This is a genomic window from Actinomycetota bacterium, assembly GCA_035759705.1.
GTDB lineage: Bacteria > Actinomycetota > CADDZG01 > JAHWKV01 > JAHWKV01 > JAJCYE01.
Genome location: DASTUJ010000193.1, coordinates 24310 through 46954 on the forward strand (window position 1 = coordinate 24310; position 22645 = coordinate 46954).

20 protein-coding genes, 1 tRNA gene and 1 other RNA gene are annotated in these 22645 nt (G+C 68.9%); 9 read left to right on the plus strand and 13 right to left on the minus strand.

Annotation, left to right across the window (positions count from 1 at the left end; genetic code table 11):
- The first annotated feature begins 2 nt into the window (after positions 1 to 2).
- The 4 genes from VFV09_13525 to selB all read left to right on the plus strand — a co-directional run bounded on the left by VFV09_13525 (position 3) and on the right by selB (position 5213).
- Positions 3 to 950 (plus strand): type II secretion system F family protein, encoded by a 948-nt coding sequence (locus VFV09_13525; GenBank protein ID HEU4868731.1) that lies wholly within the window; start codon positions 3 to 5, stop codon positions 948 to 950.
- Positions 951 to 1047: 97 nt separating this feature from the next.
- Complete coding sequence (locus tag VFV09_13530; protein HEU4868732.1) at positions 1048 to 1881, plus strand: type II secretion system F family protein; 834 nt, start codon at positions 1048 to 1050, stop codon at positions 1879 to 1881.
- Positions 1882 to 1989: 108 nt separating this feature from the next.
- Positions 1990 to 3384: an L-seryl-tRNA(Sec) selenium transferase gene (selA, locus tag VFV09_13535; protein HEU4868733.1), complete on the plus strand. Its 1395-nt coding sequence runs from the start codon at positions 1990 to 1992 to the stop codon at positions 3382 to 3384.
- Positions 3384 to 5213: a selenocysteine-specific translation elongation factor gene (gene selB / locus VFV09_13540; protein ID HEU4868734.1), complete on the plus strand. Its 1830-nt coding sequence runs from the start codon at positions 3384 to 3386 to the stop codon at positions 5211 to 5213. Before selA ends, selB begins: the two co-directional genes overlap by 1 nt.
- Here selB and VFV09_13545 read toward each other — a convergent pair.
- Positions 5210 to 6586, minus strand: coding sequence for an NfeD family protein (locus VFV09_13545; GenBank protein HEU4868735.1), 1377 nt, complete (start codon positions 6584 to 6586; stop codon positions 5210 to 5212). The two genes, selB and VFV09_13545, sit on opposite strands and share 4 nt — an antisense overlap.
- A 32-nt stretch (positions 6587 to 6618) precedes the next feature.
- On the opposite strand from VFV09_13545, the gene VFV09_13550 reads away from it, so the two are divergent.
- Genes VFV09_13550 through VFV09_13560 form a run of 3 tightly spaced genes read left to right on the plus strand, consistent with a single transcriptional unit; the run spans position 6619 to position 9517 of the window.
- Positions 6619 to 7587 (plus strand): hypothetical protein, encoded by a 969-nt coding sequence (locus tag VFV09_13550; protein ID HEU4868736.1) that lies wholly within the window; start codon positions 6619 to 6621, stop codon positions 7585 to 7587.
- Between the two features lie 27 nt (positions 7588 to 7614).
- Positions 7615 to 8640, plus strand: a complete 1026-nt coding sequence (locus VFV09_13555; GenBank protein ID HEU4868737.1) for a hypothetical protein — start codon at positions 7615 to 7617, stop codon at positions 8638 to 8640.
- A 22-nt stretch (positions 8641 to 8662) separates the two neighbouring features.
- The gene (locus VFV09_13560) at positions 8663 to 9517 is read left to right on the plus strand and encodes a metallophosphoesterase (protein HEU4868738.1); all 855 of its coding nucleotides are present in this window, start codon (positions 8663 to 8665) and stop codon (positions 9515 to 9517) included.
- Here the strand turns inward: VFV09_13560 and VFV09_13565 are convergent.
- Positions 9514 to 10125, minus strand: coding sequence for a nitroreductase family protein (locus VFV09_13565; GenBank protein ID HEU4868739.1), 612 nt, complete (start codon positions 10123 to 10125; stop codon positions 9514 to 9516). The two genes, VFV09_13560 and VFV09_13565, sit on opposite strands and share 4 nt — an antisense overlap.
- A gap of 63 nt (positions 10126 to 10188) precedes the next feature.
- Here VFV09_13565 and VFV09_13570 point away from each other — a divergent pair, with 63 nt between their 5' ends.
- Complete coding sequence (locus tag VFV09_13570) at positions 10189 to 10551, plus strand: VOC family protein (GenBank protein HEU4868740.1); 363 nt, start codon at positions 10189 to 10191, stop codon at positions 10549 to 10551.
- An 18-nt stretch (positions 10552 to 10569) separates the two neighbouring features.
- Here the strand turns inward: VFV09_13570 and VFV09_13575 are convergent, their stop codons facing one another.
- Both VFV09_13575 and VFV09_13580 read right to left on the minus strand, forming a co-directional pair.
- Positions 10570 to 10920 (minus strand): STAS domain-containing protein, encoded by a 351-nt coding sequence (locus VFV09_13575; GenBank protein ID HEU4868741.1) that lies wholly within the window; start codon positions 10918 to 10920, stop codon positions 10570 to 10572.
- Complete coding sequence (locus VFV09_13580; protein ID HEU4868742.1) at positions 10917 to 12518, minus strand: SpoIIE family protein phosphatase; 1602 nt, start codon at positions 12516 to 12518, stop codon at positions 10917 to 10919. Before VFV09_13580 ends, VFV09_13575 begins: the two co-directional genes overlap by 4 nt.
- A 47-nt stretch (positions 12519 to 12565) precedes the next feature.
- Here VFV09_13580 and VFV09_13585 point away from each other — a divergent pair, with 47 nt between their 5' ends.
- Positions 12566 to 12751, plus strand: a complete 186-nt coding sequence (locus VFV09_13585) for a hypothetical protein (GenBank protein ID HEU4868743.1) — start codon at positions 12566 to 12568, stop codon at positions 12749 to 12751.
- Positions 12752 to 12937: 186 nt separating this feature from the next.
- On the opposite strand, the gene VFV09_13590 is transcribed toward VFV09_13585, so the two are convergent.
- The 9 genes from VFV09_13590 to ffs all read right to left on the minus strand — a co-directional run bounded on the left by VFV09_13590 (position 12938) and on the right by ffs (position 22620).
- A tRNA-Pro gene (locus tag VFV09_13590) sits at positions 12938 to 13014 on the minus strand.
- 36 nt (positions 13015 to 13050) lie between these two features.
- Positions 13051 to 13470 carry an HIT family protein gene (locus VFV09_13595; protein ID HEU4868744.1) on the minus strand — a complete coding sequence of 140 codons (420 nt, stop codon included), beginning with the start codon at positions 13468 to 13470 and terminating at the stop codon, positions 13051 to 13053.
- Entirely contained in the window at positions 13467 to 14495 is a 1029-nt protein-coding gene (locus VFV09_13600) for an aspartate-semialdehyde dehydrogenase (protein ID HEU4868745.1), read from the minus strand. Before VFV09_13600 ends, VFV09_13595 begins: the two co-directional genes overlap by 4 nt.
- Before the next feature lie 51 nt (positions 14496 to 14546).
- Positions 14547 to 17834 (minus strand): hypothetical protein, encoded by a 3288-nt coding sequence (locus tag VFV09_13605; protein HEU4868746.1) that lies wholly within the window; start codon positions 17832 to 17834, stop codon positions 14547 to 14549.
- A 107-nt stretch (positions 17835 to 17941) separates the two neighbouring features.
- On the minus strand, positions 17942 to 19186 hold the full coding sequence (locus tag VFV09_13610; GenBank protein ID HEU4868747.1) for an aspartate kinase: 1245 nt from the start codon (positions 19184 to 19186) through the stop codon (positions 17942 to 17944).
- Positions 19187 to 19190: 4 nt separating this feature from the next.
- Entirely contained in the window at positions 19191 to 19790 is a 600-nt protein-coding gene (gene recR / locus VFV09_13615) for a recombination mediator RecR (GenBank protein HEU4868748.1), read from the minus strand.
- Positions 19791 to 19830: 40 nt separating this feature from the next.
- Positions 19831 to 20151: a YbaB/EbfC family nucleoid-associated protein gene (locus VFV09_13620; GenBank protein ID HEU4868749.1), complete on the minus strand. Its 321-nt coding sequence runs from the start codon at positions 20149 to 20151 to the stop codon at positions 19831 to 19833.
- Positions 20152 to 20166: 15 nt separating this feature from the next.
- Positions 20167 to 22290 (minus strand): DNA polymerase III subunit gamma/tau, encoded by a 2124-nt coding sequence (dnaX, locus tag VFV09_13625; GenBank protein HEU4868750.1) that lies wholly within the window; start codon positions 22288 to 22290, stop codon positions 20167 to 20169.
- Positions 22291 to 22354: 64 nt separating this feature from the next.
- Positions 22355 to 22620: signal recognition particle sRNA large type (ffs, locus tag VFV09_13630), an RNA gene on the minus strand.
- Between the last annotated feature and the right edge of the window lie 25 nt (positions 22621 to 22645).

The window sequence follows — 22645 nt, forward strand, 5'->3', positions numbered from 1 at the left end:
TCGTGACGTTTCTGGCAGCAATTTTCGTCGGAGCCGGGCTGCTGATGGTCGTTTTCGGCATCAGCCAGCGCAGCTCCGGCCGGAGGGAGGAGCTCCGCCAGCTTCTCGAGATCGAGCTGGAGCAGCCGACCAAGTCGCCGGAAGCTCTGTCCGACCTCATGGAGAAGGCAGGAGCCTACGCCGAGCGTGCAATGGGCAAGACGGCCACCGCAGTCAGCCTGCGGGGCCGCCTCACCCAGGCCGGCTCGAATTTGAAGGCCGGTGAGTTCGTAGCGATCGTGGCAATAACGGCCGCAGTCGTGGGCCTGCTGTTTGCGACGCTCGCCAACTCGGTGGTCCTGGGCCTGCTGCTCGCCCTGGCAACCCCGCTGTTGGGCCTGATGTACCTGAGAAGCAAGGCTCGCAAGCGCCTGATAGCACTCGAGGGCCAGCTTCCGGCAGTGCTTCAGCTGCTGGCGGGTTCGCTCGACTCCGGTTCTTCGCTTCTGCTGGCTCTCGAGCTGGCGGCCGAGGAGGGCGACGCCCCCCTGGCCACCGAGCTCAGCAGGGTCATCGTTGAAACCAGGGTCGGCCGGCCGCTCCTCGAGTCGCTCGAGGCAATGGCCGAACGAATCGGGTCCAAGGACATCTCGTGGACGGTGGAAGCCATCCGCATCCAGCACCAGACCGGTGGCAAGCTCGCCGACACCCTGAGGATCCTGGCCGAGTTCATGCGGGCACGCCTCGAAGTTCGTGGCGAGGTTCGGGCCCTGTCGGCTGAGGCACGGATCTCCGGCAAGGTGCTTATCGCCCTGCCGGTCGGAATCGGGTTGTTCCTGTTCTTCATTCAGCCCACGTACCTGGAGCCCATGCTCACGACCACCATCGGCAAGTTGATGATGGGCGGCGCAGTAGTCGGAATGATCCTCGGATCGTTGTGGATGAAAAAACTAGTCCAAGTGGAGGTGTGAGATGGAAACCCTGTTGTTGGCAATGAGTGTCGCGGCAGTCGCCGGGGGACTCGGGCTAGCCGCTGTTGGGGTTGGCCAGACTCTGTCCGGTCGCCGGGTGGCCACCTCCGCTAGTGAGGTGCTGCTCAGCGAAGGCCCCGGATACGACGAGGAGATCGATCGTCCGTTCTCCGAGCGCCTCCTCGGTCCCGCATGGGGCAGCTTCCGGAAGGTGGGACGCATCGTCACGCCTACCTGGCAGATGAAGCGGATGCGCCGTCACGCACAGCTCGCGGGCCTCGGCCCCGGTGGTGTCGAGGGACTCCTCGCCATCAAGGCTGCTGCAGTGGCAGTGGGCGCAACCGTGATTCCGCTGGCGATGGCAGCCCTGGGAGCCAGCTTCGGTCCCGTGGTGTTGTGGGCGATCATGGGCGGAACCTTCGGGTTCTTCCTCCCGGACCTCTGGATTGCACGCAAAGGCGAGGCCCGTCAGAACGACATTCGCCGGATGCTTCCGGAGACCATCGACCTGATGGCAATCGCGGTGCAGGCCGGAATGGGCCTCGAGGGCTCCATCGAGCTCGTGGCCCGCAAGCTGCCCGGTCCTCTGGGTGAGGAGCTTCAGCGCCTCCTCCAGGAGATCCAGCTCGGTTCCAGCCGGCGTCAGGCCCTTCAGAAGCTGCGGGAGAGGACCGAGATCGGTGAGCTCTCGACCTTCGCCATGGCTCTGATCCAGGCGGACACCATCGGCAGCCCGGTATCGGATGTTCTGCAGACGCACGCCTCAGAGATGCGGCTCGTGCGGCGGCAGAGGGCACGTGAGTCGGCGGCGAAGCTTCCCGTGAAGCTGCTGTTCCCGCTGCTGCTGACGATCTTCCCGGCACTGATGATCATCGTCATAGGTCCGGCCGTCATCTCGATCATCGACGCTTTCAGCGGAGGTGCTCTGTAGCAGCATTTGACGGCTAGGTTTCAAAGGGCTCCCGTCCCCCCCGGGAGCCCTTTGTCATTCCCGGAACAACACACCGACCCATCTTCGTGGCGTCGCTAGAATTGTCGAATGGCGAAGACGACGGCTGGGGATAGGGCTCTGGAGTTGCGCAACCTGCCCCAGGTCGACCGGCTGAGCGGCGCCCTTCCCCGGTCGGTCCCTCCATCGCTGAGGGTAGCCGCCGCCCGAGCGTCGATCGCGGCAGCCGCCGAATCCATCCTTTCCGGGGAGGCCGCCCCCTCTTTCGACGAGCTGGTCGCTTCGGCGACCGGACGGCTGGACGCCCAGGGCCGCCGGCGGCTGAGGCCCCTGGTCAACGCCACAGGGGTCCTCCTGCACACCAACCTGGGGCGTGCGCCCCTGGCGGGTGGAGCGCTCGACGCCGTCCGCGACGTGGCTTCCGGCTACTCCAACCTCGAGTTCAACCTGGAGACGGGGAAACGGGGCACCCGCTACGAGCACTCCGCCGAGATGCTGGCGTCCCTGACCGGCGCCGAGTCCGCCCTGGTGGTAAACAACAACGCTGCAGCGGTGCTTCTGGCGCTCTCCGGACTGTCCCGGGGCAAGGAGGCAATCATCTCCCGCGGAGAGTTGATCGAGATCGGCGGCGAGTTCCGGATTCCCGAGATCATGGCGGAGTCCGGTGCGGTCATGCGGGAGGTGGGAACCACCAACCGGACCCACCTGAAGGACTACGTCAACGCAATCACGCCGGAGACCGGGGTCATCCTCAAGGTTCACCCCTCCAACTACGAGGTCACCGGCTTCACCAAGACCGTGTCCGGGCGGGAGCTGTCCGAGCTGGCGCACTCTCGGGACATCCCCCTCGTCCACGATGTGGGCAGCGGCCTGCTCTCCCGCCACCTGCCGGGCGGGGTCCCCTCCTGGCTCTCCAGGGAGCCCTCGGTGAACGATGCGGTGGATGACGGCGCCGACATAGTCACGTTCTCCGGCGACAAGCTTCTCGGCGGCCCCCAGGCCGGAATCCTGGTAGGCAGGTCCGACGCGCTCGCCAAACTCCGCAAGAGCCCCCTCCTGCGGGCGTTCCGCACCGACAAGACCACGCTGGCCGCCCTGGACGCGACCCTGATGGCGTACCTGTCGGGCGAGGTCGCCCGCATCCCCTTCTGGCGGATGGCTCTTGCCGGCGCGGAGGAGATCGGCGTGCGGGCTAAGGCCCTGGCCGCCGGGCTGCCCGAAAACCGGGCCCGAGTCGAGGTCGTAAGCGGGTTCTCCACCACCGGCGGCGGCTCGGCCCCCGCCAGCCGGATCCCCACCGCCCTGCTTCGGGTCGAGCCGGAGAACGGCGGCGCCCAGGCCCTGGCCGAAGCCCTCCTGGCGCACGACCCCCACGTCGTGGCCCGGATCGAGGACGGCGGGTTGGTGGTGGATCTGAGAACGGTCGACCCGCCGGACGACCGGGTGGTCGCCTCCGCCCTAAGCAGCGCCTTGAAGGGAACTTAGTGCCCGTAATCGGCACCGCCGGGCACGTCGACCACGGAAAAAGCACCCTCGTAAACGCCCTGACCGGGATCGACCCCGACCGGCTGGAGGAGGAGAAGCGCCGTGGCCTGACCATCGACCTCGGGTTTGCGTGGTTCACCACCCCGGCGGGACGGGAGGTCGGCATTGTCGACGTCCCCGGCCACGAGCGGTTCATCAAGAACATGCTGGCCGGCGCCGGGGCGATCAACCTCAACCTGTTCGTGGTCGCCGCCAACGAGGGGTGGAAGCCGCAGTCGCAGGAGCACCTCGACATCCTCCACACGCTGGGGATCTCGGCGGCGATCGTCGTGATCACCAAAACCGACACCGTCGACGAGGAGACGCTGGCGGCGGTGCGCGACTCGGTCGCTTCGAAGATCGAGGGCACCAGCCTGGCCGGGTCGCCGATCCTGGGGGTCTCTGCGACCACCGGCGAGGGGCTCGGCGAGCTGGTCGCCGCCGTCGACCACCTGCTGGCGACGACCCCGGAGCCGGCCGACCTCGGAAGGGCGCGGCTGTGGATCGACCGGGTGTTCACGATCAAAGGGTCCGGGACCGTGGTCACCGGGACTCTGAGCGGGGGCTTTTTGGAGGTCGACCAGCCGGTGGAGGTCCTGCCGGGCGACACCCGGGCCCGGGTGCGCACGATCCAGTCGCACCGGACGCAGTGGACTCGCCTGGGGCCGGGAAACCGGACCGCGCTGAACCTGGTCGGGGCCGACGCCAAGGCGCTGGGGCGCGGCCACAGCCTCGGGCCGCTGGGGGCCTGGCGGACCACCGACAAGCTGCTGGCGTCGCTCAGCTTCCTCCCCCACCTGGACCACACTCCCCAGGAGCGGGGGGCGTACAAGTTTCACGTCGGGTCGGTGGAGATCGACGCTACCCTTCGCTTTCTCCAGGCGCCGGGACAAAACGGGGAGGCCGGGCTGGCCGCGATCCGGCTGGCGAAGCCGACGGTCCTGGACTTCTCCGACCGGTTCATCATCCGTGACTCCGGCCGGCAGCAGACCGTCGGCGGCGGAGTGGTGCTGGAGGCTCACCCGGGCAAGTTCCGGGGGGACGCCGCAGTCACCGCCGCCCGGGCCCGCATGCTGGCCGGCAGCCGGCACGACTACGTCCTCGTGCTGCTCGAGGAGTCGGGCTTCCTGCCGCTGGACGAGATATTCGTGAGGACCGGGGTGACACCCCAGGCCGCCCAGGACCTGCAGATCCTCACCCTGCCCAACTTCGCGGTGTCGCCGGAGGCGTTCGACCGGATTGCGGCCCAGGCGATCTCCCACGTCCGGGCGTACCAGGCTTCCCACTCGCTCGATCCGGGCCTGCCGCTGACGACCCTGCGAGCTGCGCTGCGCCTCGACCACCGGTTCGTCGACGAGCTGGTGGACGAGCTGGACCGCCGGAAGCTGGTGGCGGCCGACGGCACGGTCGTGCGCACGCCGGACTTCAAGCCGATGATCCTGGCGCCCGAGCGGGATCAGATCCTCCGGGAGCTGAACGAGGCCGGCGCCTCTCCCCCGACCGTTGCCTCGCTGTCCCAGGGGTATGGCGCCGACATGGTGCGGGCGCTGGTGCGTTCCGGGGACCTGGTGCAGGTCAGCCCGGACTTCGTCTACCCAACGGAGTGGGTCGACCGGGTCAAGGAGTCGCTGCGGGCACGGATCGCCGAGGCCGGGCCGTTCACCGTGGCCGAGTTCCGGGACCTGGTGGGGACCACCCGCAAGTTCGCGGTGCCGTTCCTGGAGTTCCTGGACCGGACCGGCTTCACCACCCGCCAGGGCGACGTCAGAAAGCTGGGCCCGAAGGCTTAGGCGTCTTCCTCGATCTCCACCGGCGTGTCGACGTCCGACTGGGCCGGCGCTTCGTTCGTCGGCTCGACCATCAGCATCAGGCCGGAGATGCCCTTCACCTTCACCGCGGTCCCCTGCCCTATGGCCGCTCCCAGCGTGCGGGCCCTCCACAGGGTGCCCCGGGCCATGACCTGGCCGTCCGGTGCAATGTCGGTGCGGGCGACGCCGACCGCCTCCAGGATCCCGTCGGATCCGGGGAGTGGCTTGGCCGTCCGGGCCCGGATTGCCGAGGTCATGACCGAGACGAAGAACAGCACGGTCATCACGATGCCGCCGATCGCCGCCCACCAGCTCAACCGGATCGCAGGGTGCGACCCGCCGTAGAGCAGGAAGGTCCCCGCGATCAGTGAGATCACACCCAGGATCGAAAGGATGGCCAGGGTCCCCCGGCTGAGGTCCCAGGTCAGCAACCAGATCGCCAGGACCAGCAGCGCCACCGCGATCCACGAAACCGGCAGGGCCGTGAAGGCGTAGAAGCTGAACCCGAGGGCGATGGTCCCGGCCACCCCTCCGGCGCCGAGGCCGGGGTTGTAGAGCTCGAAGATCAGTCCGAAAAAGCCGATCAGCAGGAGAAGGTAGGCGTACTCCGGGCGCATCGCGCTGTGGGCGAGCCGCTCGAGCACGCCCATCTTCACGAAGCGGAGGGTGAGCGGTTCGTCCGGGATCGTGGCTGAGCCGTCGAGGAGGGGAACCTCCACGCCCCGGATGGACTGCAGCAGCTCCTGTACGGTCGGCTCGATGCCGTCGGCCACGCCCAGGTCCACCGCTTCTTCGGCGGTCAGTGCGTCGGAGACCAGCCGGTCGACCGCCTGGGGGCTGAGCTGCTTGTTGCCGTCGGCGGCCACCTGCTGGATGGCCTCGGCGGCGGTGCCGTCGTCACCGGTGTCCTCCCCCCGGTAGTCCCGGAGGTCCAACGGGTAGGCGGGTCCGACGGTGGCGCCGGGCGACATCACGGTCAGATGCCCGGCGAGCGCCAGCAGGGAGCCGGAGGAGCCGGCCTCGGCGTCGCCGGGGGCAACCCACACCAGGACCGGCACGGTCGACTCGGACATCGCGTGGAGCACCGGGCCCATCGACGCATCGAGCGCGCCCGGGGTGTCGACCCGAAGAATCACCAGTGCCGAACCGGCCTCCTGCGAGGCGGTGATGTGCCGCAGGAGGAAGCTGGCGGCGGAGGAGTCGAGCGCCCCGCTGACCTCTACGTAGTCGGCGACGTTCGACTGCTCGGCCGGGGCGGCCTGGGTAGCCGCCGGGAAGGCGAGCGCGAGCACCCCGAGGGCGATCAGAGTGAGCAGAAACAGCGACCCTCTGCGGGGTGGGGCGGTAGCGACCAACGAGCCTCCTGAACTGTCCATATAATGCGGTCATGCTTAAGACCAAGAAAGTCACCATTCAGGAAATCAAGGCCCAGCTCGCCAATCGTATCGCCGAATACGACATCCCCAGCGGCGTGGGCTCTGCAGGAACCGTCGAGATCTCGCTGGCCCAGGGCGTAACCCGCACGTTTCGCGCCCACTGGACCGGCTTCCGCCTCACCTACCAACGGCCCACTCTGGTCCTGAAGGCGTCTCTCAAGGACGGCAGCTTCTGGTCCGAGGGCTACATCTCCCCCGATCAGCCCAGCTTCGTCCTCGTCTTCCGCAAAAAGCCGCACAAGTCTCGCGGCACCGGCGCCGAGCGCCCGGACGACAAGTTCTCCTCGGCCCAGGCGCTGGAGACCTCCCGGTCCATCACCGCGGCTCGGGTGGAGGAAGGCGTGGTCGCCGACGAGGAGATCATCCGCTACGAGGATTTCGACGACCCCTTCGAGGCGGTCGACGAGTTCTTCAACTACACCTCGTTCTACGGCCTGCGGGCGGTCGACCTCGAGCTCTCGCAGTTCGGGTTCGTGGCCGACGAGTCGGTTCGCTGGGAAGACCAGGCGATCGACTACAAGGCTACGCCGGACCTGGCCAAGATCGAGGAGGGCCTCAAGCGCTCCGACATCCTGTGGCTCTCCGTCGACACCGACCCGGGCGGCAAGCCGGTCCCCTGCTGGTTCCTCTACACCAAGGACAAGCGGCTGTTCATCCTGTCGGGAGAGCCCGAGCAGCGGATTCCGTTCGCCGGTCAGGTCAAGAAGGCGCACGTCCAAACCCGCTGGAAGGGCCGGGACGCCACCATGGTGGACTTCGACGCCAGGGTGCGCCCGATCACGGCCGCCGACGGCGACGAGTTCCGGGAGGTCGCGCAGCTTTTGGTGGCAAAGCGCCAGTCGGTAAGGGGCAGTGCGGCGGACACCATCGACGCCTGGATGCGTGACGCGGTGATCCTGGAGCTCTTCCCCGGGGGTTAGGCCGTCCCACCCCACCCTCCAAACAGCTTGAGCGAACAACCCGATCCCACCGAACTCACATCGGCTGCCTTTCTGCTGAGGCTTTCGGCGCGCCCGGTGATCCTGGCCGGCGGCGGGGTCGCAGAAGCCGGGGCCTTCGACGAGCTGGCGTCGATCGCCGAAAAGCTCGACACCCCGGTGGTGACCACCTGGAACGGCAAGGGCACGATCTCCGACCGCCACGAGCTGTCCGCCGGGGCGCTGTTCGGGACCGCGGAGGCCCGGGCCGCGCTGGAGTCGGCCGACACGGTCCTCGCCGTCGGCACGACCTTCGACGCCGGGCCCGGTGACCCCGATCTCAACCTGCCCGCCCAGATGATCCAGATCGACAGCGACCCCGGGCAGATCGGACGCAGGTACCCGCTGCGACTGGGCATCGTCGGGGACGCCAAAGCGGTGCTTTCGGGCATCCTCACCGCCCTCGAGGCGCCCAACCCGTTGCAGGGAGTTGCCGACCGGACCTCGATCGAAGAGCCCGACCGAACCGGCCCGGCCCGGGCGAAAGAGCTGCGCGACGCGGCCCGGAGCCGGGCGGCAACGGGTGGCCCCGACCAGCTGGCGGCACTGGAGGGCATCCGCCGCGCCCTGCCCGACGACACCTCGATCCTCCACCGGCACCCGGGGTCGGCGGCCTGGTTCCACCCGTTCTTCGAGGTGGCCGAGGCCGGCACCTGGCTGGCCCCGACGAACCCCGACTACCCGGTGGCCGAAGCTGCCGCCGACGCAGGCGGCGCCTCCGGGACCACGGTGACCTTCTGCGAGGAGGACGAGCTGATCCCGCACCTGCAGGAGCTGGAGGGCGTGGAGGAGCCTGCCAGCCTGGTGTTCGTGGTGTTCACCGACCGGTCCGATGCGGACAAGGAGTCGGCGCTCGCCCGGGCGGCGAACGAGACCGGCCTGTCGGTGGCGGTCACCTCGGGGACCGGCGAGCTCGAAGCTGCGCTCGCCCGGGCGGCCGCCTCCGCCAGCCACACGATCATCGAGTCCGACCTCGGTTGGGGGACTCCTGCCTAAAAACCCCCGTGCGATCTTCAAGGTGCTCGCCGGACTGGCTGCCGCCGGCCTGGCGCCGGTGGCTTACGGATTTGTCGAGGCCAAGCGGTTTCGCATCGGCCGTTACGAGGTTCCGATCCTGCCCCCGGGCGCCAACCCGATCCGGATCCTCCAGGTCTCCGACTTCCACCTCAGGCCCCAGAACCGGCTGATGATCAAGTTCCTGAAGTCGCTCGGCTCCGAGGAGTACGACCTGGTGTTCGCCACCGGCGACCTGCTCGGGGGCCTCGATGCGGTCGACGACTGCCTGGAGGTCCTGAACGGACTTCGCGGCCGGGCGGGGCGGCTCTTCGTGTTCGGCTCATCCGACTACTTCGCGCCGGTGCTGAAGAACTACTTCGACTACTTCCGGAAACGCCGCCGCCACGGCAGGATGCGCAACCCTACGCAGCAATTCCGCCGCAGCCTGCTGGAGGCCGGCTGGCTGGACATGAACAACGCCAACGTCGTCCTGGACGTGAACGCCACCCGGACCCAGCTGACCGGCCTGGACGACCCGTACCTCAAGTGGGACAACCGGGCTCTGCTCAAAAAGGACCCGTCGGCCGAGATCTCCATCCTGGTGGTCCACGCCCCCGACCCGTACGAGGACGCGTTCAAGGAGGGTTACGACCTGCTGGTCGCCGGCCACACCCACGGCGGGCAGGTGCGGTTCCCGTTCGTCGGGGCGGTGGTGACCAACTCCACCCTGCCGACATCGCTGGCGATGGGCCTTTCGAAGGTCGGCCGCTCGTGGCTGTTCGTCACCCCCGGCGTCGGCACCGGCAAGTTTGCCCCCTTCCGGTTCCTCTGCCCGCCCGAGGCGTCGGTCCTGACCCTGGTCCCCCGCCAAGACTAGAGCTCGTCCGGTGAGCTCCAACGCTCCCGGTGCACGACCTCGGCCTCCGGCTTGTGTCCCCGCGCCAGGGAGCCCGACCGGCGGTCCGGGGCCGGCACCCCGATGGTGACCAGCCCAATCGGCTGCACCTCTCCAGGGATCCCCAGCAGCCGCTTTAGGGCGCCGTAACCTTCCGCATCGAGGTCCAGGAACCCGGCTCCAAGGCCTTCGTCGGCCGCCGCCAGCAGCATCAACATCAGGGCGCACCCCCCGTCGACGAACCAGTAGGGCACCGGCCAGGGCCTTTCGGCGCCGCCGGAGAGCTTGTCCGGCTCGCGGTAGCGCTCGTGGTACGCCTGCTCGCTAACGCAAATCACCACGTGAACCGGGGCGCTCGACAGCCAGGGGTCGAACCCACGCTTGACATAGGCGGGCTCCCGGGCGATCCCGGCGATCTCGGCGCGCCGGGCCGGGTCGGTCACCACCACGAAGGACTGCCCCTGCGTGAACCCGGCGCTCGGCCCCCTTCGGGCGGCCTGCAGGATCCGGTCGAGCCGGCGCTCGGCGACCGGCTCGGGGGCGTAGTGGCGCACCATGCGACGGCGTTTGAGCAACTCCTCGAACTCCATGAAGGCCTACCCTATTGCCAACGGCCGGGCTTGTGACAGGCGCGACGTGAAAGGATGGCGGCCATGGCGATCAACGGCGCTCATGTGCTGATCTACACCCCGGAGCCGGAGGCTCTGAGGGCGGTCTTCAGAGACGTTTTAGACTGGCCCCACGTCGACTCCGGGGGCGGGTGGCTGATCTTCCGGCTCCCTCCGGCCGAGCTGGCGTTCCATCCGGCTGAGGGGCCGACCTACGACAGCGGTGTCCGCACCCAGCTGACGTTCATGTGCGACGACCTCCGCACGACGATCAAGGAGCTGACCGACCGGGGGCTCGAGATCCGCGGAGAGCCCGAGGACGAGGGCTGGGGGATCACGACGACCCTGGTGCTTCCCGGCGGCGTGGAGCTGATGTTGTACGAGCCTAGGCACCCCACCGCCATCTGAGTCCGCTCGCTGCGTCGATCAGACCCGGTGGTTGCCCGCCGACTCCATGGTCGAGTACACGGGGATAACCGCAATGACCCCGCCGATCTCCAGCGCCTTGCGGAGGACGGAATTTGACGGCACGACCAGTAGCAGCCGCTGCTGGCGGTCCTCCAGGAGCCGCCTCATGTTGAGCAGCGAGCGGATTCCGGCGCTGTCCAGGTAGGTGACGAGTCCTAGGTCGATTGTCAGTCCGTCGTCGGAGTTGTGCATCGCGCCCAGGGCCGCCTGCTCCAAACCGGCGGCGTTGGACATGTCGACGTCCCCGTCCCAGGTCGCGCTCACCCAGCGGCCGTCCCGGTGGATCCCGGCCGGTTCGGCGCCGCTCACGTCGGAAACCTCAGCCGTGTGCGGAGGGTGACGCACGTTCCGTGCTCGTCGGTCACGAAGTCCACCTCATCCATAAGCTTGCGCATCAGGGAACGGCCCAGCCCCCGGTTGGTACCCCGCGGCTCCCGCCACGAACCCCGGTCACAGACCGATATCTCCAAAATCGAGTCCTTGCGGACCGCATCGATTCGGATTGACCCGCCGCCCGGGCCATGGGCATGCTCGATGGAGTTTGAAACCGCCTCCCCTACGGCAACCAGGACGTCCTGGGTTTGCTGCGGGTCGGCGCCGTTGGCGGCAAGCCACCTGCGAAATGACCGGCGCAGCGGGCCGAGCTCTCTGGGGTCGGCCGCAATCGTGGCGTGAATCTCCTCCAGGAGGTCGACCCCGGCGAGCCGGACGGCCAGGATCGCAAGGTCGTCGGCAAGAACCGGGGCCCGGTCGTTGAACACGTCCCCCCGGAGAGCGTCGAGGCTCCTCCAGGGGTGCTCCGACGCTGCCCTGAGTGCTTCCAGACCCTCCTCCAGGGGGCGACCCCGCCGCTCGACCAGGCCGTCGGTGTAGATCAGGAGCGTGGAGCCCGGCTCCAGCCGGAGCGTTCGCTCCCGGTAGCTCATGAAGTCCACGCCTCCGAGCGGCGGCTCTGCCGGCTCCTCGATGAGGTGAGCCCGACCCAGCGAGTCCACGTAGACCGGCGGCAGGTGCCCCGCGTTGGCATACCTCATCGTCCCGTCGGGCTCCAGCAGTCCGACCAGAACCGTGGCCATGACCCCGGGGTCGAAGTGAAGAAGGAAGTCGTTCAGCTGGGAAACCGTGAGATCCGGTTTGCCGTTGACGAACACCAGCGCCCTCACCGCGTTCCGAAGCCTGCCCATCGCGATGGCGGCCGGGACTCCCCGGCCGGCTATGTCTCCTACCACCACGCACAAAGACTCGGCGCCCACCACGAAGACATCGAACCAGTCGCCGCCGACGATTCCTCCCTCGGCGGGCTGGTAGTGCCCGGAGATCTCCACCCCGTGCACCTTCGGGAACCGGTCTGGAAGCAGGCTTCGCTGCAGCGTCTCAGCCAGCGCGCGCTGGCTGTGTTCACGCCGGATGTGAACCGCCATGGCAACCCGGTCGGCCACGAGCTGCATCAGCTCGACGTCTTCGGTGACGAAGGTCCGGGGCGTGAGGGTCCCGACGTGCAGGACACCGATCACGTTGCCGTGGACGATGAGCGGAACCCCGAGCATCGACCGGATTCCCTTGGACAACAAAAGCGGGTTCAGGACCTTGCGGTGATCGACCTCCTCGAGGATGACCGGCCGCCCGGTGGCTGCGATCCGGCCGGCGAACCCGCCCCCCACGGGGAGGCGGACCCCCTGCTCGACCTCCTCCTCCAACCCTTTGGCCGCCGTCGCCACCAGCTCCTGATTCTGCTCGTCCAGGAGCAGGACTGCCGCGGTGTCTGCGCGGAGGAGGTCGCGGATGCGGACGAGCAGCTCGTCGAGGAGGGATTCGACCGTGAGGTGCGCCAGTGCGGAGTCGGTGACGCTCTGGAGCCGCCTGAGGTGTTCCTCGGCGATGTTGGCTTGGCTCTCGCTGGTCGCCATGGCCCGATGAGGATACTTGGCCTCTTCAGCCGTGTCGAAGCTTAAAGATGACCGGCACCCTTCCGGCCGCCGCGCGAGCGGCCGGCGGCCGGCTTTGGAAAGACCGGGCAACGGGCGGCTGCGACAACCTGCACGCCGCCCACCTGGCGGAGGACGAACAAGTCCGAAGGCAATTGAACCAAGCCGTCTTCGAGGCGATCTACGTCACTCGGGACGGCGTTACCGAGAGTTGAATACACGCATGGCATGGCCGACCTAATGGCACCGGGCCGGCCCGGTGAAGCTCTGGTCGAGACGTCGCTGCCACCAGATATCCAGATGATTCGAACTGCCGAGGCCCCAAATGACAAACGTGCTGAGACCCGAGTCCAGGACGTATCACCGAATTTCTCACGCTGACGGTGGGAACGTCAGTCGTTTGGTCGGGATGGCGGGATTTGAACCCACGACCTCCTCGTCCCGAACGAGGCACGCTACCAAGCTGCGCTACATCCCGTAGCCGGTCCATCTTAAAGGGTTCTCAGGCCTCCCGTTACCCGGCGGCCTCAACCACCTTGCGAATGGCTGCCGCAACCGCCCCGGCGTGTGCCTCGTCGTCGTACCTCTGGCGGGGCCAGAAGAACCCCCTCAAGCCGTCCTTGAACTTGCGGGGGATCACGTGGACGTGCAGGTGGGGGACGCTCTGGCTCACCTTGTTGTTCACCGCGACGAACGTCCCATCTCCGCCCATCGCCTCCGGCATGGCTGTCGCCAGGCGCCGGGCCGCCGCGAAAAGCGGGACCAGCAGGTCGTCAGGAAGTTCGGGAAGCGTTTCGATGTGCGCCCTCGGGACCACCAGCGTGTGTCCCGGAAAAACCGGCCTGCTGTCCAGGAACGCCAGGGTGTGTTCGTCCTCCCAGACCACGTGTGCCGGGATGGACCCGTCCAGGATGCCGCAGAAGATGCAGCTCAACCGGGTAGCAGGATCTCCGCGATCTGGACCGCGTTTAGCGCGGCCCCCTTGCGCAGGTTGTCGGACACGGTAAAGAAGCTGATCGAGTTCGGGTCGAAGGGGTCCCGGCGCACCCGGCCGACATAGCAGGCGTCCTTGCCGGCCGCCTCCTGGGCGTTCGGCAGCGCCGACATCCTCACGCCGGGGGCGTGCCTCAGGATCCCCTCGATCTCGTCGAAGTCGACCGGCTGCGAGAATCGGGCGTGTACCGCAGCGCCGTGGCCGACCGCGGTCGGCACCCGGACGCAGGTGGTGATCACCTGAACGTCGGGCAGAGAAAGGATCTTGCGGGTCTCGACCAGCATCTTGATCTCCTCGGAGGTCGAGCCGTCCTCCTTGATGCTGCCGATCTGCGGGAGGATGTTGAATGCGATGGGGGCGGCGAACATCTGCGGCTGGGGCGCAACGCCCGAGCCGAGGCCCTCGGAAAGGCTTTCCATCTCGCTCGCGAGCTTCTGCGACTGCTCGGCCAGCTCTTCGACCCCTCCCCTTCCGGCGCCGGAGGTGGATTGGTAGGTGGAGACAATCATGCGCTCCAGTCCGTAAACCTTGTGCAGCGGGGCTACCGGCACGATCACGCCGATGGTGGCGCAGTTGGGGTTGGCGATGATGCCCTTGTGGCGGTCGACCGCCTCCGGGTTGGCCTCGGGGATCACCAGCGGGACATCGGGGTCGGTCCGCCAGGCGGCCGAGTTGTCCACGACGATTGCCCCGGCTTCGACGGCGGGACGGGCCCACTCGGCGGCGACGTCGTCGGGGGTGTCGAGCAGGACGAGGTCGATACCGTCGAAGACGCCCGGCTCGAGCGCCCTCACCGTGAGCGTGCCGTTGCCGTAGCGGATCTTCTTGCCCGCCGAACGCTGGGAGGCGATGGCGATGACCTCGGAGGCCGGATAGTGGCGCTCGGCCAGTATGTCGAGCATCACGCGTCCGACCGCGCCGGTGGCACCGACGACCGCGACGATAGGAGCGTGGGGCAGTTTCATGGGATCTAGGTTAACCGCAACCAGGCGGCCCCGGCCATTGGGCCGCTACGGCTACGGCTCGTCTCCGTCGCCCGAGTCGCCGCTGTCGCCCGAGTTCCCGGTGCCGCCGGTTCCGCCGCCGTCACCCGATCCTCCCGAATTCCCGCCGCTTCCGGCGTTGCCCGAGTCGCCGCTACCCGCCGGACCTCCGTTGCCGCTGCCGCCGCTGCCCGACCGGGCCGGGGCGCCGTTACCGGCGCTGCAGCCGCCCTTGCAGCCGCCTCCGCCGCCGCCTCCGCCGGAGCCTCCGCCGCCGCTCCCGCGGCCCGTCGTCGCCCCCGAGTAACGCCCGCTGCCGCCGGCCGTGCCGCCGGGACCGCCTGCGCCGCCCTGTCCGCCGCCGTCTCCGCCTGCCCCCCCGACCGCAGGCCCGGCGTCCCCGCCGTTGCCGCTGCCGCCGGTGGCGTCACCGGTAGGTGCGCTGTCGCCGCCGTCACCTGCGTCTCCCGAGTCGCCGCCGTCGCCTGCATTGCCGGAGTCGCCGGTATCCCCGGCGTCCCCGGTTGTCTGGCTTCCGGCCTGCTCGTTCAGCTGCTCGACGATCCCCGGGAACAACTGAATAAGGCACACGGCCGTCCCGCCGCCAATCGCGCCTACCGAATTTCCGCAAACGTTGATCGGGAACTGAAGCACAGAACCCGCCAGGTTGTTGAAGATCGTCCGGATCGATATGCCGCCGGCGCCGCCTGCGTTTCCGGTGCGCCCTGAGCTGCCGCCGTCCCCGGCCGCGCCGGATTCGCCGCCGTCCCCTGCGCTGCCGGAGTTGCCGCTAGACGCACCGCCTCCGTTTCCGGTGCCGCCGTCGCCCGAGGTGGCCCGGCCGCCGTTGCCGGCGTTGCAGCCGCCGTCACAGGAGCCCGTTCCCCCGCTACCGCCGCTACCGCCCCCGCCGTTCCCGCTGCCCAGGGTGGCGCCTGCAAAGGCTCCGCTGCCTCCCGCCGCTCCGCCTTCACCTCCGTCTCCGCCGTTACCGCCGCCGTTGCCGCCTGCTCCACCTCTGGCCGGCCCCCCGTTGCCGCCGTCCCCGCTTCCTCCGGTTGCGCTACCGGTGCGGCCGCTGGTCCCGCCGTCGCCGCCGGTCCCCGAGTCGCCGCCGTCACCTGCTGCGCCCGACTCTCCGCTGTCGCCGCCGTCTCCGGCGGTGATCCCCGCTATTGTCGAGGCGACCTGCGGAGCGAACTCCAACAGCGCCGTCACTGCACAGATAGCTTCGCTCGCTACCCCCGGGCCGTCGGCGTTTCCGATTCCGTTGCCGCAGACGTTGAGGGCCACCTGGGTCACATCCCCGATAAAGCTCGAGCTGGAGAGGATGTCGACTAAGCCGCCGTCACCACCCTCGCCGGTGCGCCCGGAGCTCCCTCCGTCTCCGGCCCTTCCGGAGTCCCCGCCATCGCCGGCGTTGCCGGAGTTCCCGCTGTCCGCCGGCCCTCCGTTGCCGGATCCCCCCGAGCCCGAGTCGGCCGGGCCGCCGTGACCGGCGTTGCAGCCGCCCTCACAAGAACCCGCTCCTCCGGAGCCGCCGCTTCCGCCTCCGCCGTCCCCGCTGCCAAGGGTCGCTCCGGCGTAGTCGCCGCTTCCTCCGGCAAATCCTCCGGCGCCGCCGTCGCCGCCCCGGCCGCCGCCGTTACCGCCGCCGCCTCCGGTTGCCGTGCCCCCGTTCCCGCCGTTCCCGCTGCCGCCGGTTGCATTCCCGGTGCGGCCGCTGTCGCCCCCGTCGCCCGCCGCGCCCGAGTCCCCTCCGTCGCCTCCCGGGCCGGAGTCGCCGCTGTCGCCTCCGTCACCCGTGGACACCGAATCGATGAGCGTGGTGAGCTGGGGAGCGAAGTTGATGATGGCCTCGGCGATGCAGGATTCGGCAATCCCAACGCCCGGGTTGACGTTGCTCACGCCGTTTCCGCAGATGTTCACCGCCGCCTGGAGGACATCGCCCACGAAGTTGGCCTGCGACCTGATGCGAGCGTCTCCCCCGTCGCCTGCGTCCCCTGTAGCTCCCGAGTTGCCTCCGTCGCCGGCGGCGCCCGACTCGCCGCCATCACCGGCGTTGCCCGAGCTGCCGCTGGACGCCGAGCCTCCGTCTCCGTTCCCGCCACCGCCCGAGGTCGCCCGGCCGCCGTTCCCGGCATTGCAGCCGCCCTCGCAGGAACCCGGGCCGCCTACTCCTCCGTTTCCGCCACCGCCGTCGCCGCTGCCCAGCGTGGCGCCGGTAAAGTCGCCGCTACCCCCGGCCCCACCCCCTGCACCGCCGCTGCCGCCGGTTCCCCCTCCGTCGCCGCCGGAGCCCCCGTTAGCGGAGCCGCCGTTGCCGCCCCGGCCGCGGCCTCCGGTTGCGTTGCCGGTACGGCCGCTGTCGCCGCCGTCTCCGCCCGCGCCGGAATTGCCGCCGTCCCCGGCTGCGCCCGACTCACCGCTGTCGCCACCGTCGCCGGTAGAGAGAGAGCCGACCAGCGTCGCGATCTGGGGTGCGAAGTTGAAGACGGTGCGCGCGATGCACTCGTTGGCGGTGCCGCTGGCCGGAGCGTCGTCTGTCCCGATGGCGTTGCCGCAGACATTTGCCGATACCTGGACCAGGTCTCCGAGACGCTCGGCCGTCGCCCGCAGGCTGAAGTCCCCGCCGTCACCGCCGTCACCGGTGCTCCCGACCCTGCCCGCGTCCCCGGCGTCGCCGGATTCCCCGGCCCGGCCCGATGCCCCCGAGCTGCCGGTGGATGCGTTGCCCCCATCTCCCGACCCGCCGGGACCGCCGCTCGCCGGGCCTCCTGTGCCGGCGCGGCAGCCGCCCTCACACGAACCGGGTCCCCCGGCGCCGCCGTCTCCGCCGCCGCCCGAGCCGCTGCCGAGGGTCGCTCCCGCAAAATCGCCTTCGCCGCCTGCGGGGCCTCCGTTTCCTCCACCGCCCCCGGTTCCACCCCCGTCTCCCCCGTCGCCGCCTGTGGCCGACCCGGCGTCCCCGCCGTCTCCCCGGCCGGCCGAAGCGTCGCCTATTCGCCCGGTGCGGCCGGCGTCGCCGCCGGGTCCGGAATCGCCCGCCAGGCCCGCTGCCCCGAGCTCACCGGAGTCACCTCCGCCACCGAGGTCGGCCGAGCCGCCGCTAATGATCGATGTGCCCACCTCGAAGATGGCTTCGGTGAAACAATTCGCAAACGCCGTTCCCGTCCCCAGGACGTTTCCGCAGATGTTGATGCTGATCTGGGCGTCGACCGCGTTGGCCGAAGTAGGAATCGCAAGGCCGGCCAGCAGGACGCCGGTGATGAGGATCGACTTCAGCGCTGCCGAAACTCTTGGCGGCCTGCCTGAGTTCATGTGCTCCCCAATGTCCTCAACTCCGGGCGCCCGGCTTAGGACCGGGGGGCACTATTAAGTCACTGCGGGGCGAGGCTTCGCAACCCCCAAGCCGGCGGGACGACTCTCTAAGCCTGGCCCACCGCGGACATCGAAGGCTTACCCTCCAGGCCGAACCGGTCGTGAATGAGGGTCACCGCCCGGTTGATTTCTACCGACCGCACCACACACGAGATTCGGATCGAGGAGGTGGAGATCATCTCGATGTTGATGCCGGCCTCCGCCAGGGCGGCGAACATCTCCGCCGCCACCCCCGGGTCGGTCTTCATGCCGGCCCCGATGAGCGAGAGCTTGGCGATGTCGGAGTCGGCCGAGAAGCCCTCGGCGCCGATGTCGGCCACGATCCGCCGGATTGCGTCGCCCGACCGGATCAGGTCCTCCTTGGGCATGGTGAAGGTCAGGTCCGTCTTTCCTTCGTGGGAGATGTTCTGCACGATCATGTCGACGTTGATCCGCTCCTTGGCGATGTCGCTGAAGATGCGTGCGGCAATGCCCGGCCGGTCGGGGACCCCGTCGACCCGGATCATCGCCTCGGAAGTGTCCTGCGCCACCGCAGTGACAAGAGCCTTTTCCACCTGTTCAACCTCCTCTTTGACCACGGTGCCGGACTCATCGGTAAACGACGACCGGCAGTGGATCACCACGCCGTGGGTGCGGGCAAACTCAACAGAACGCAGCGCAAGCACGCCGGCGCCGGACGCCGCCATCTCGAGCATCTCGTCGTAGGTCACCGCGTTCAGCTTGCGGGCCTTCGGCACGATGCGGGGGTCGGCGGAGAACACGCCCGCCACGTCGGTGTAGATCTCGCACACCTCGGCGCCGAGGGCCGCCGCCAGAGCAACTGCAGTGGTGTCGGACCCGCCCCGGCCCAGCGTGGTGACGTCCTTGTCGGACGAAACGCCCTGGAAGCCGGCGACGATGACGATCTGACCTGCTGACAGCGCGGCTTCGATCCGGTGCGCCTTGACCTCGACGATGCGGGCCTTGGTGTGGGAGGTGTCGGTCATGATGCCGGCCTGGCTGCCGGTGAAGCTGATGGCGTCGTGGCCCATCTCGTTCAGGGCCATCGCCAGCAGAGCCATCGAGATCCGCTCCCCGGCGCTCAGCAGCATGTCCATCTCCCGGGCGTGCGGCACCTCGGAGATCTCGTGAGCCAGCTTGACCAGGTCGTCGGTGGCCTTGCCCATGGCGGACACGACGACGACCATGGAGTTGCCCGCAGCGGCGCACCGGGCGATGCGCTCGGCGACCACCTTGATCCGCTCCACGCCGGCGACTGAGGTTCCGCCGTACTTCTGAACGACTATGCCCACAGCCCTACACTCCTAGTTCTCTACGTCCTTGCAGCGCCCGGCCGAGGGTCACCTCGTCGGCGTACTCCAGGTCTCCGCCCACCGGCAGTCCGCTGGCGATACGGGTCACCTTCACCCCAACCGGCACCAGCAGGCGGGCGAGGTACATCGCGGTCGCCTCACCCTCGACGTTCGGGTTGGTAGCGACAATGACCTCGCGGACGCCGTCGGAGGATATCCGGGTCAGCAGCTCCTGCAGATGCAGGTCGTCGGGACCGATGCCGTCGATTGGCGATATCGCCCCGCCCAGGACATGGTACCGGCCGCGGAACTCGCCGGTCTTCTCGATGGAGACGATATCCGGTGCCTCCTCCACAACGCAGACGATCGCGTCGTCCCGGCGGGGGTCCGAGCAGTACTCGCACAGGTTGCCGGCGGCGAAGTTGAAGCACTTCGGGCAGAAGCGCACGGTGTCCTTCATCACGACGATCGAGCTGGCCAGCTTCTTAGCCGCCGCCGCGTCGATCTTCAGCAGGTGGAACGCCAGGCGCTGGGCCGTCTTGCGGCCGATGCCGGGAAGTTTGGCAAGCTCGTCGATGAGGTCCTGGACCGGAGGGGCGAACATGGGGAAAGTGGGGCCGAAGGCCCCTAAACGCTCGCGGGCACTAGAACGACGGCATCTGCATGCCGGGGATGTTCATCCCGGCGCCGAGGCCACTCATCCGCTCCTCCGCCAGCTCCTGCTGGATGCGGACTGCGTCGTTGATCGCGGCCAGGACCAGGTCCTCGAGCATGGTGGGGTCGTCGGGGTCGACCGACTCGGGCTTGATCTTGATCCCGGTGAACTCGCCCTTGCCGGTGACGGTGACGGTGACCATCCCGCCGCCGGAGGTGCCGGTGACCTCGGTCTCGGCCAGCTCCTCCTGGGCCTTCGCCAGCTCCTGCTGCATCTTGGCGACCTGCTTCATCATCTTGTTCATGTCCATTGGGCGGTTCCTCTCTTAAGGGTCCTCGACAACGACTGTTCCCTTGAACGCTCTGCGGATCAGCTCGATGGCATCCTCCGGCGGCTCGGTCCCGTCCGAGTCCGACGGCCCTCCCGCATCGTCCGGCGGCGTTCCTGCCGGGTCCGACGCCGGATTCTGCGCCGCCGGCTCCGCGCCGATCACACAGTTCAGCCTGGGGGTTACCCCCAAAATCTCCTTGAAAGCCTCCAGGAGCGGTCCGTTCTGGGTCTGGTCCGCAACCTTGTCCCGGTGGAAGCGGGAACGGGGGCCGAACTCCAGCACCAGCTCGCCGTTTCTCCAGGCGACCGGCTCGGCCGGGAGGAGCACCGCGTGGAACGAGATCTTGCGCCGCTTCACCTTATCCCTGATTAGCGGCCAGGCCCGGACAATTGTCTCGAGGTCCAGCTCACCGGCCGGGACCGGAGTCCTCGCGCCCGCGGCGGGGGAAGGGGAGGCGGCGGTTTCGGGGGCCGGGGAGGGGGCGTTATCTGCGACCGGGGCCGGGGAGGCCGGTGGCAGCGGGGCAGGGGCGGCCGGGCGGGAGGGTGCGGCAGGCGGTTGGGTCTGGACGGCCGGCGGCGGGGGTGCTGCGGCCGAAGGCGGTGAGGTGGCCGGAGCCGCAGCGTGCCGGGGAGCGGTGGCCGCCGGCTCTGGGTAGGGGGCTTTGGCGGGCGGAGTGGGTGGTTTCGCGGCTGCCGCGGGCCGCGCCGGGGCGTCGTCCGATCCCCACAACCAGCCTGCCCCGATCTCGGGCGGGGCGTCGGATTCTGCGGCCTCCGGAACCGAAGGTGGGGGGGCCGGGGCGCTCGGCCCTGCGGCCGGGGCCGCCCCAGGGGGCTCGGGCGCTGCAGGGGGTTTCGCCGCAACCGGGGGACGAACAGCAACCGCGGCCCGCGCCGGCTCGGGGCGAGGGGCCCGGCCCTCGGGGGGCGCCATCCGGGGCATCGGCATCGACGCGGCACCCATCGGGGCGTCTCCCTGGTTTCGTTCCAGCCTTTCCAGCCGCGCCAGCAGCGATGCCGGGGTCGCGTGCAGGTCGGGCCGGGTCATCCGTGCCAGGCCGACCTCGAGAGCAAGCCGGCCCTCCACCGCCTGGCGGAGCTGCAGGCCGATCTCGTTGGTCAGGTCGATCAGGCGGAGCACCTCGGCGCTTCCCAGGTGGTTGGCCTGTTCCTGCAGGCGGGTGAGCCCGTCGTCGGTGACCTCGAGGATCTCCCGGGCCGCCGGGGCGTGCAGGACCAGGAACAGCGACCGCAGGTGGTCGGTCAGCGCCCGGGAGAACTCCCGGATGTCCACACCAGAGCGGATCAGGCGCTCGGCAAAGACAAATACTGCGCCGATGTCCCGCTCCGAGATCAGGTCGATGGCTTCGAACAGGACCTCGTCGGGCATCCGGCCGAGCAGTTGGGCCAGGTCCCCCACCGCTACGGTGTCGCCGGCGAAGGCCCGCAATTGGTCGAGCAGGCTGAGAGCGTCCCGCATCGACCCGCCGGCCCGGCTGCTGATCAACGTCAGGGTCTCGGGGTCGGCGTTGATGGCCTCCAGCTCGCAGATCTGCGACAGCCGGCCGGCGGTGTCCAGGCTGTTGATCGACCGGAACTCGTAACGCTGACAGCGGTCGAGGACCGTCTGCAGGACCTTGTGCGGCTCGGTGGTGGCGAATACGAACACCACGTGGCTCGGGGGCTCCTCCAGGACCTTCAGCAGGGCGTTGTTGGCCGCCGGCGAGAGCATGTGGCACTCGTCGATGATGTACACCTTCCAGCGCCCGGCGTAGGAGGCGTACGCCACCTTCTCCCGCAGGTCCCGGGCGTCGTCAACCGAGCCGTGGGACGCAGCGTCGATCTCCACCACGTCGAGCGACGACCCCGAGGTGATCGACAGGCAGGAGGAGCACTCGCCGCACGGCTCGTCGCCGTCCCGCTCGCAGTTGAGGGCTTTGGCCAGGATGCGGGCCGTGGAGGTCTTGCCGGTCCCCCGGGGGCCGCTGAACAGCAGGGCGTGCGCCAGGCGGTCCTGCTTGATTGCGGTCTGCAGCGTCTGGGTGACGTGCTGCTGGCCCACGACTTCGCCGAAGTTCTGGGGACGGTACTTCCGATAAAGAGAGAGGTGGGCCATTGGGTAACCCAGGATACCGTGCCCGGGTGACGCGCCTCAGAGGGAATCTGAGGGGAATTAAGTGTCGCGCACCCACCTTCGACTCTAGGCCCCGGGCGTATCCGCGGCAGCCAGCTCGGGCCAGGTGACCCCGCGGCGCAGTGCCTTGAAGCTTAAGGCTGCTTCGTTCCCGACCTGACCTGGTTCACCCCGGTCACTCGCGCGGGACCCAGCCGTCAACACCGCTTACCGGGACCGTCCCCGAGAGCTTTCGAGCCTAGGGTGGGAATTCAGCCTCCCATAAGGCGGATTTGGAGTTACAGGCAACCGCCGACTGCCCACCTAGCGCGACTTAACCAGTCTAACCGTTGGGCCG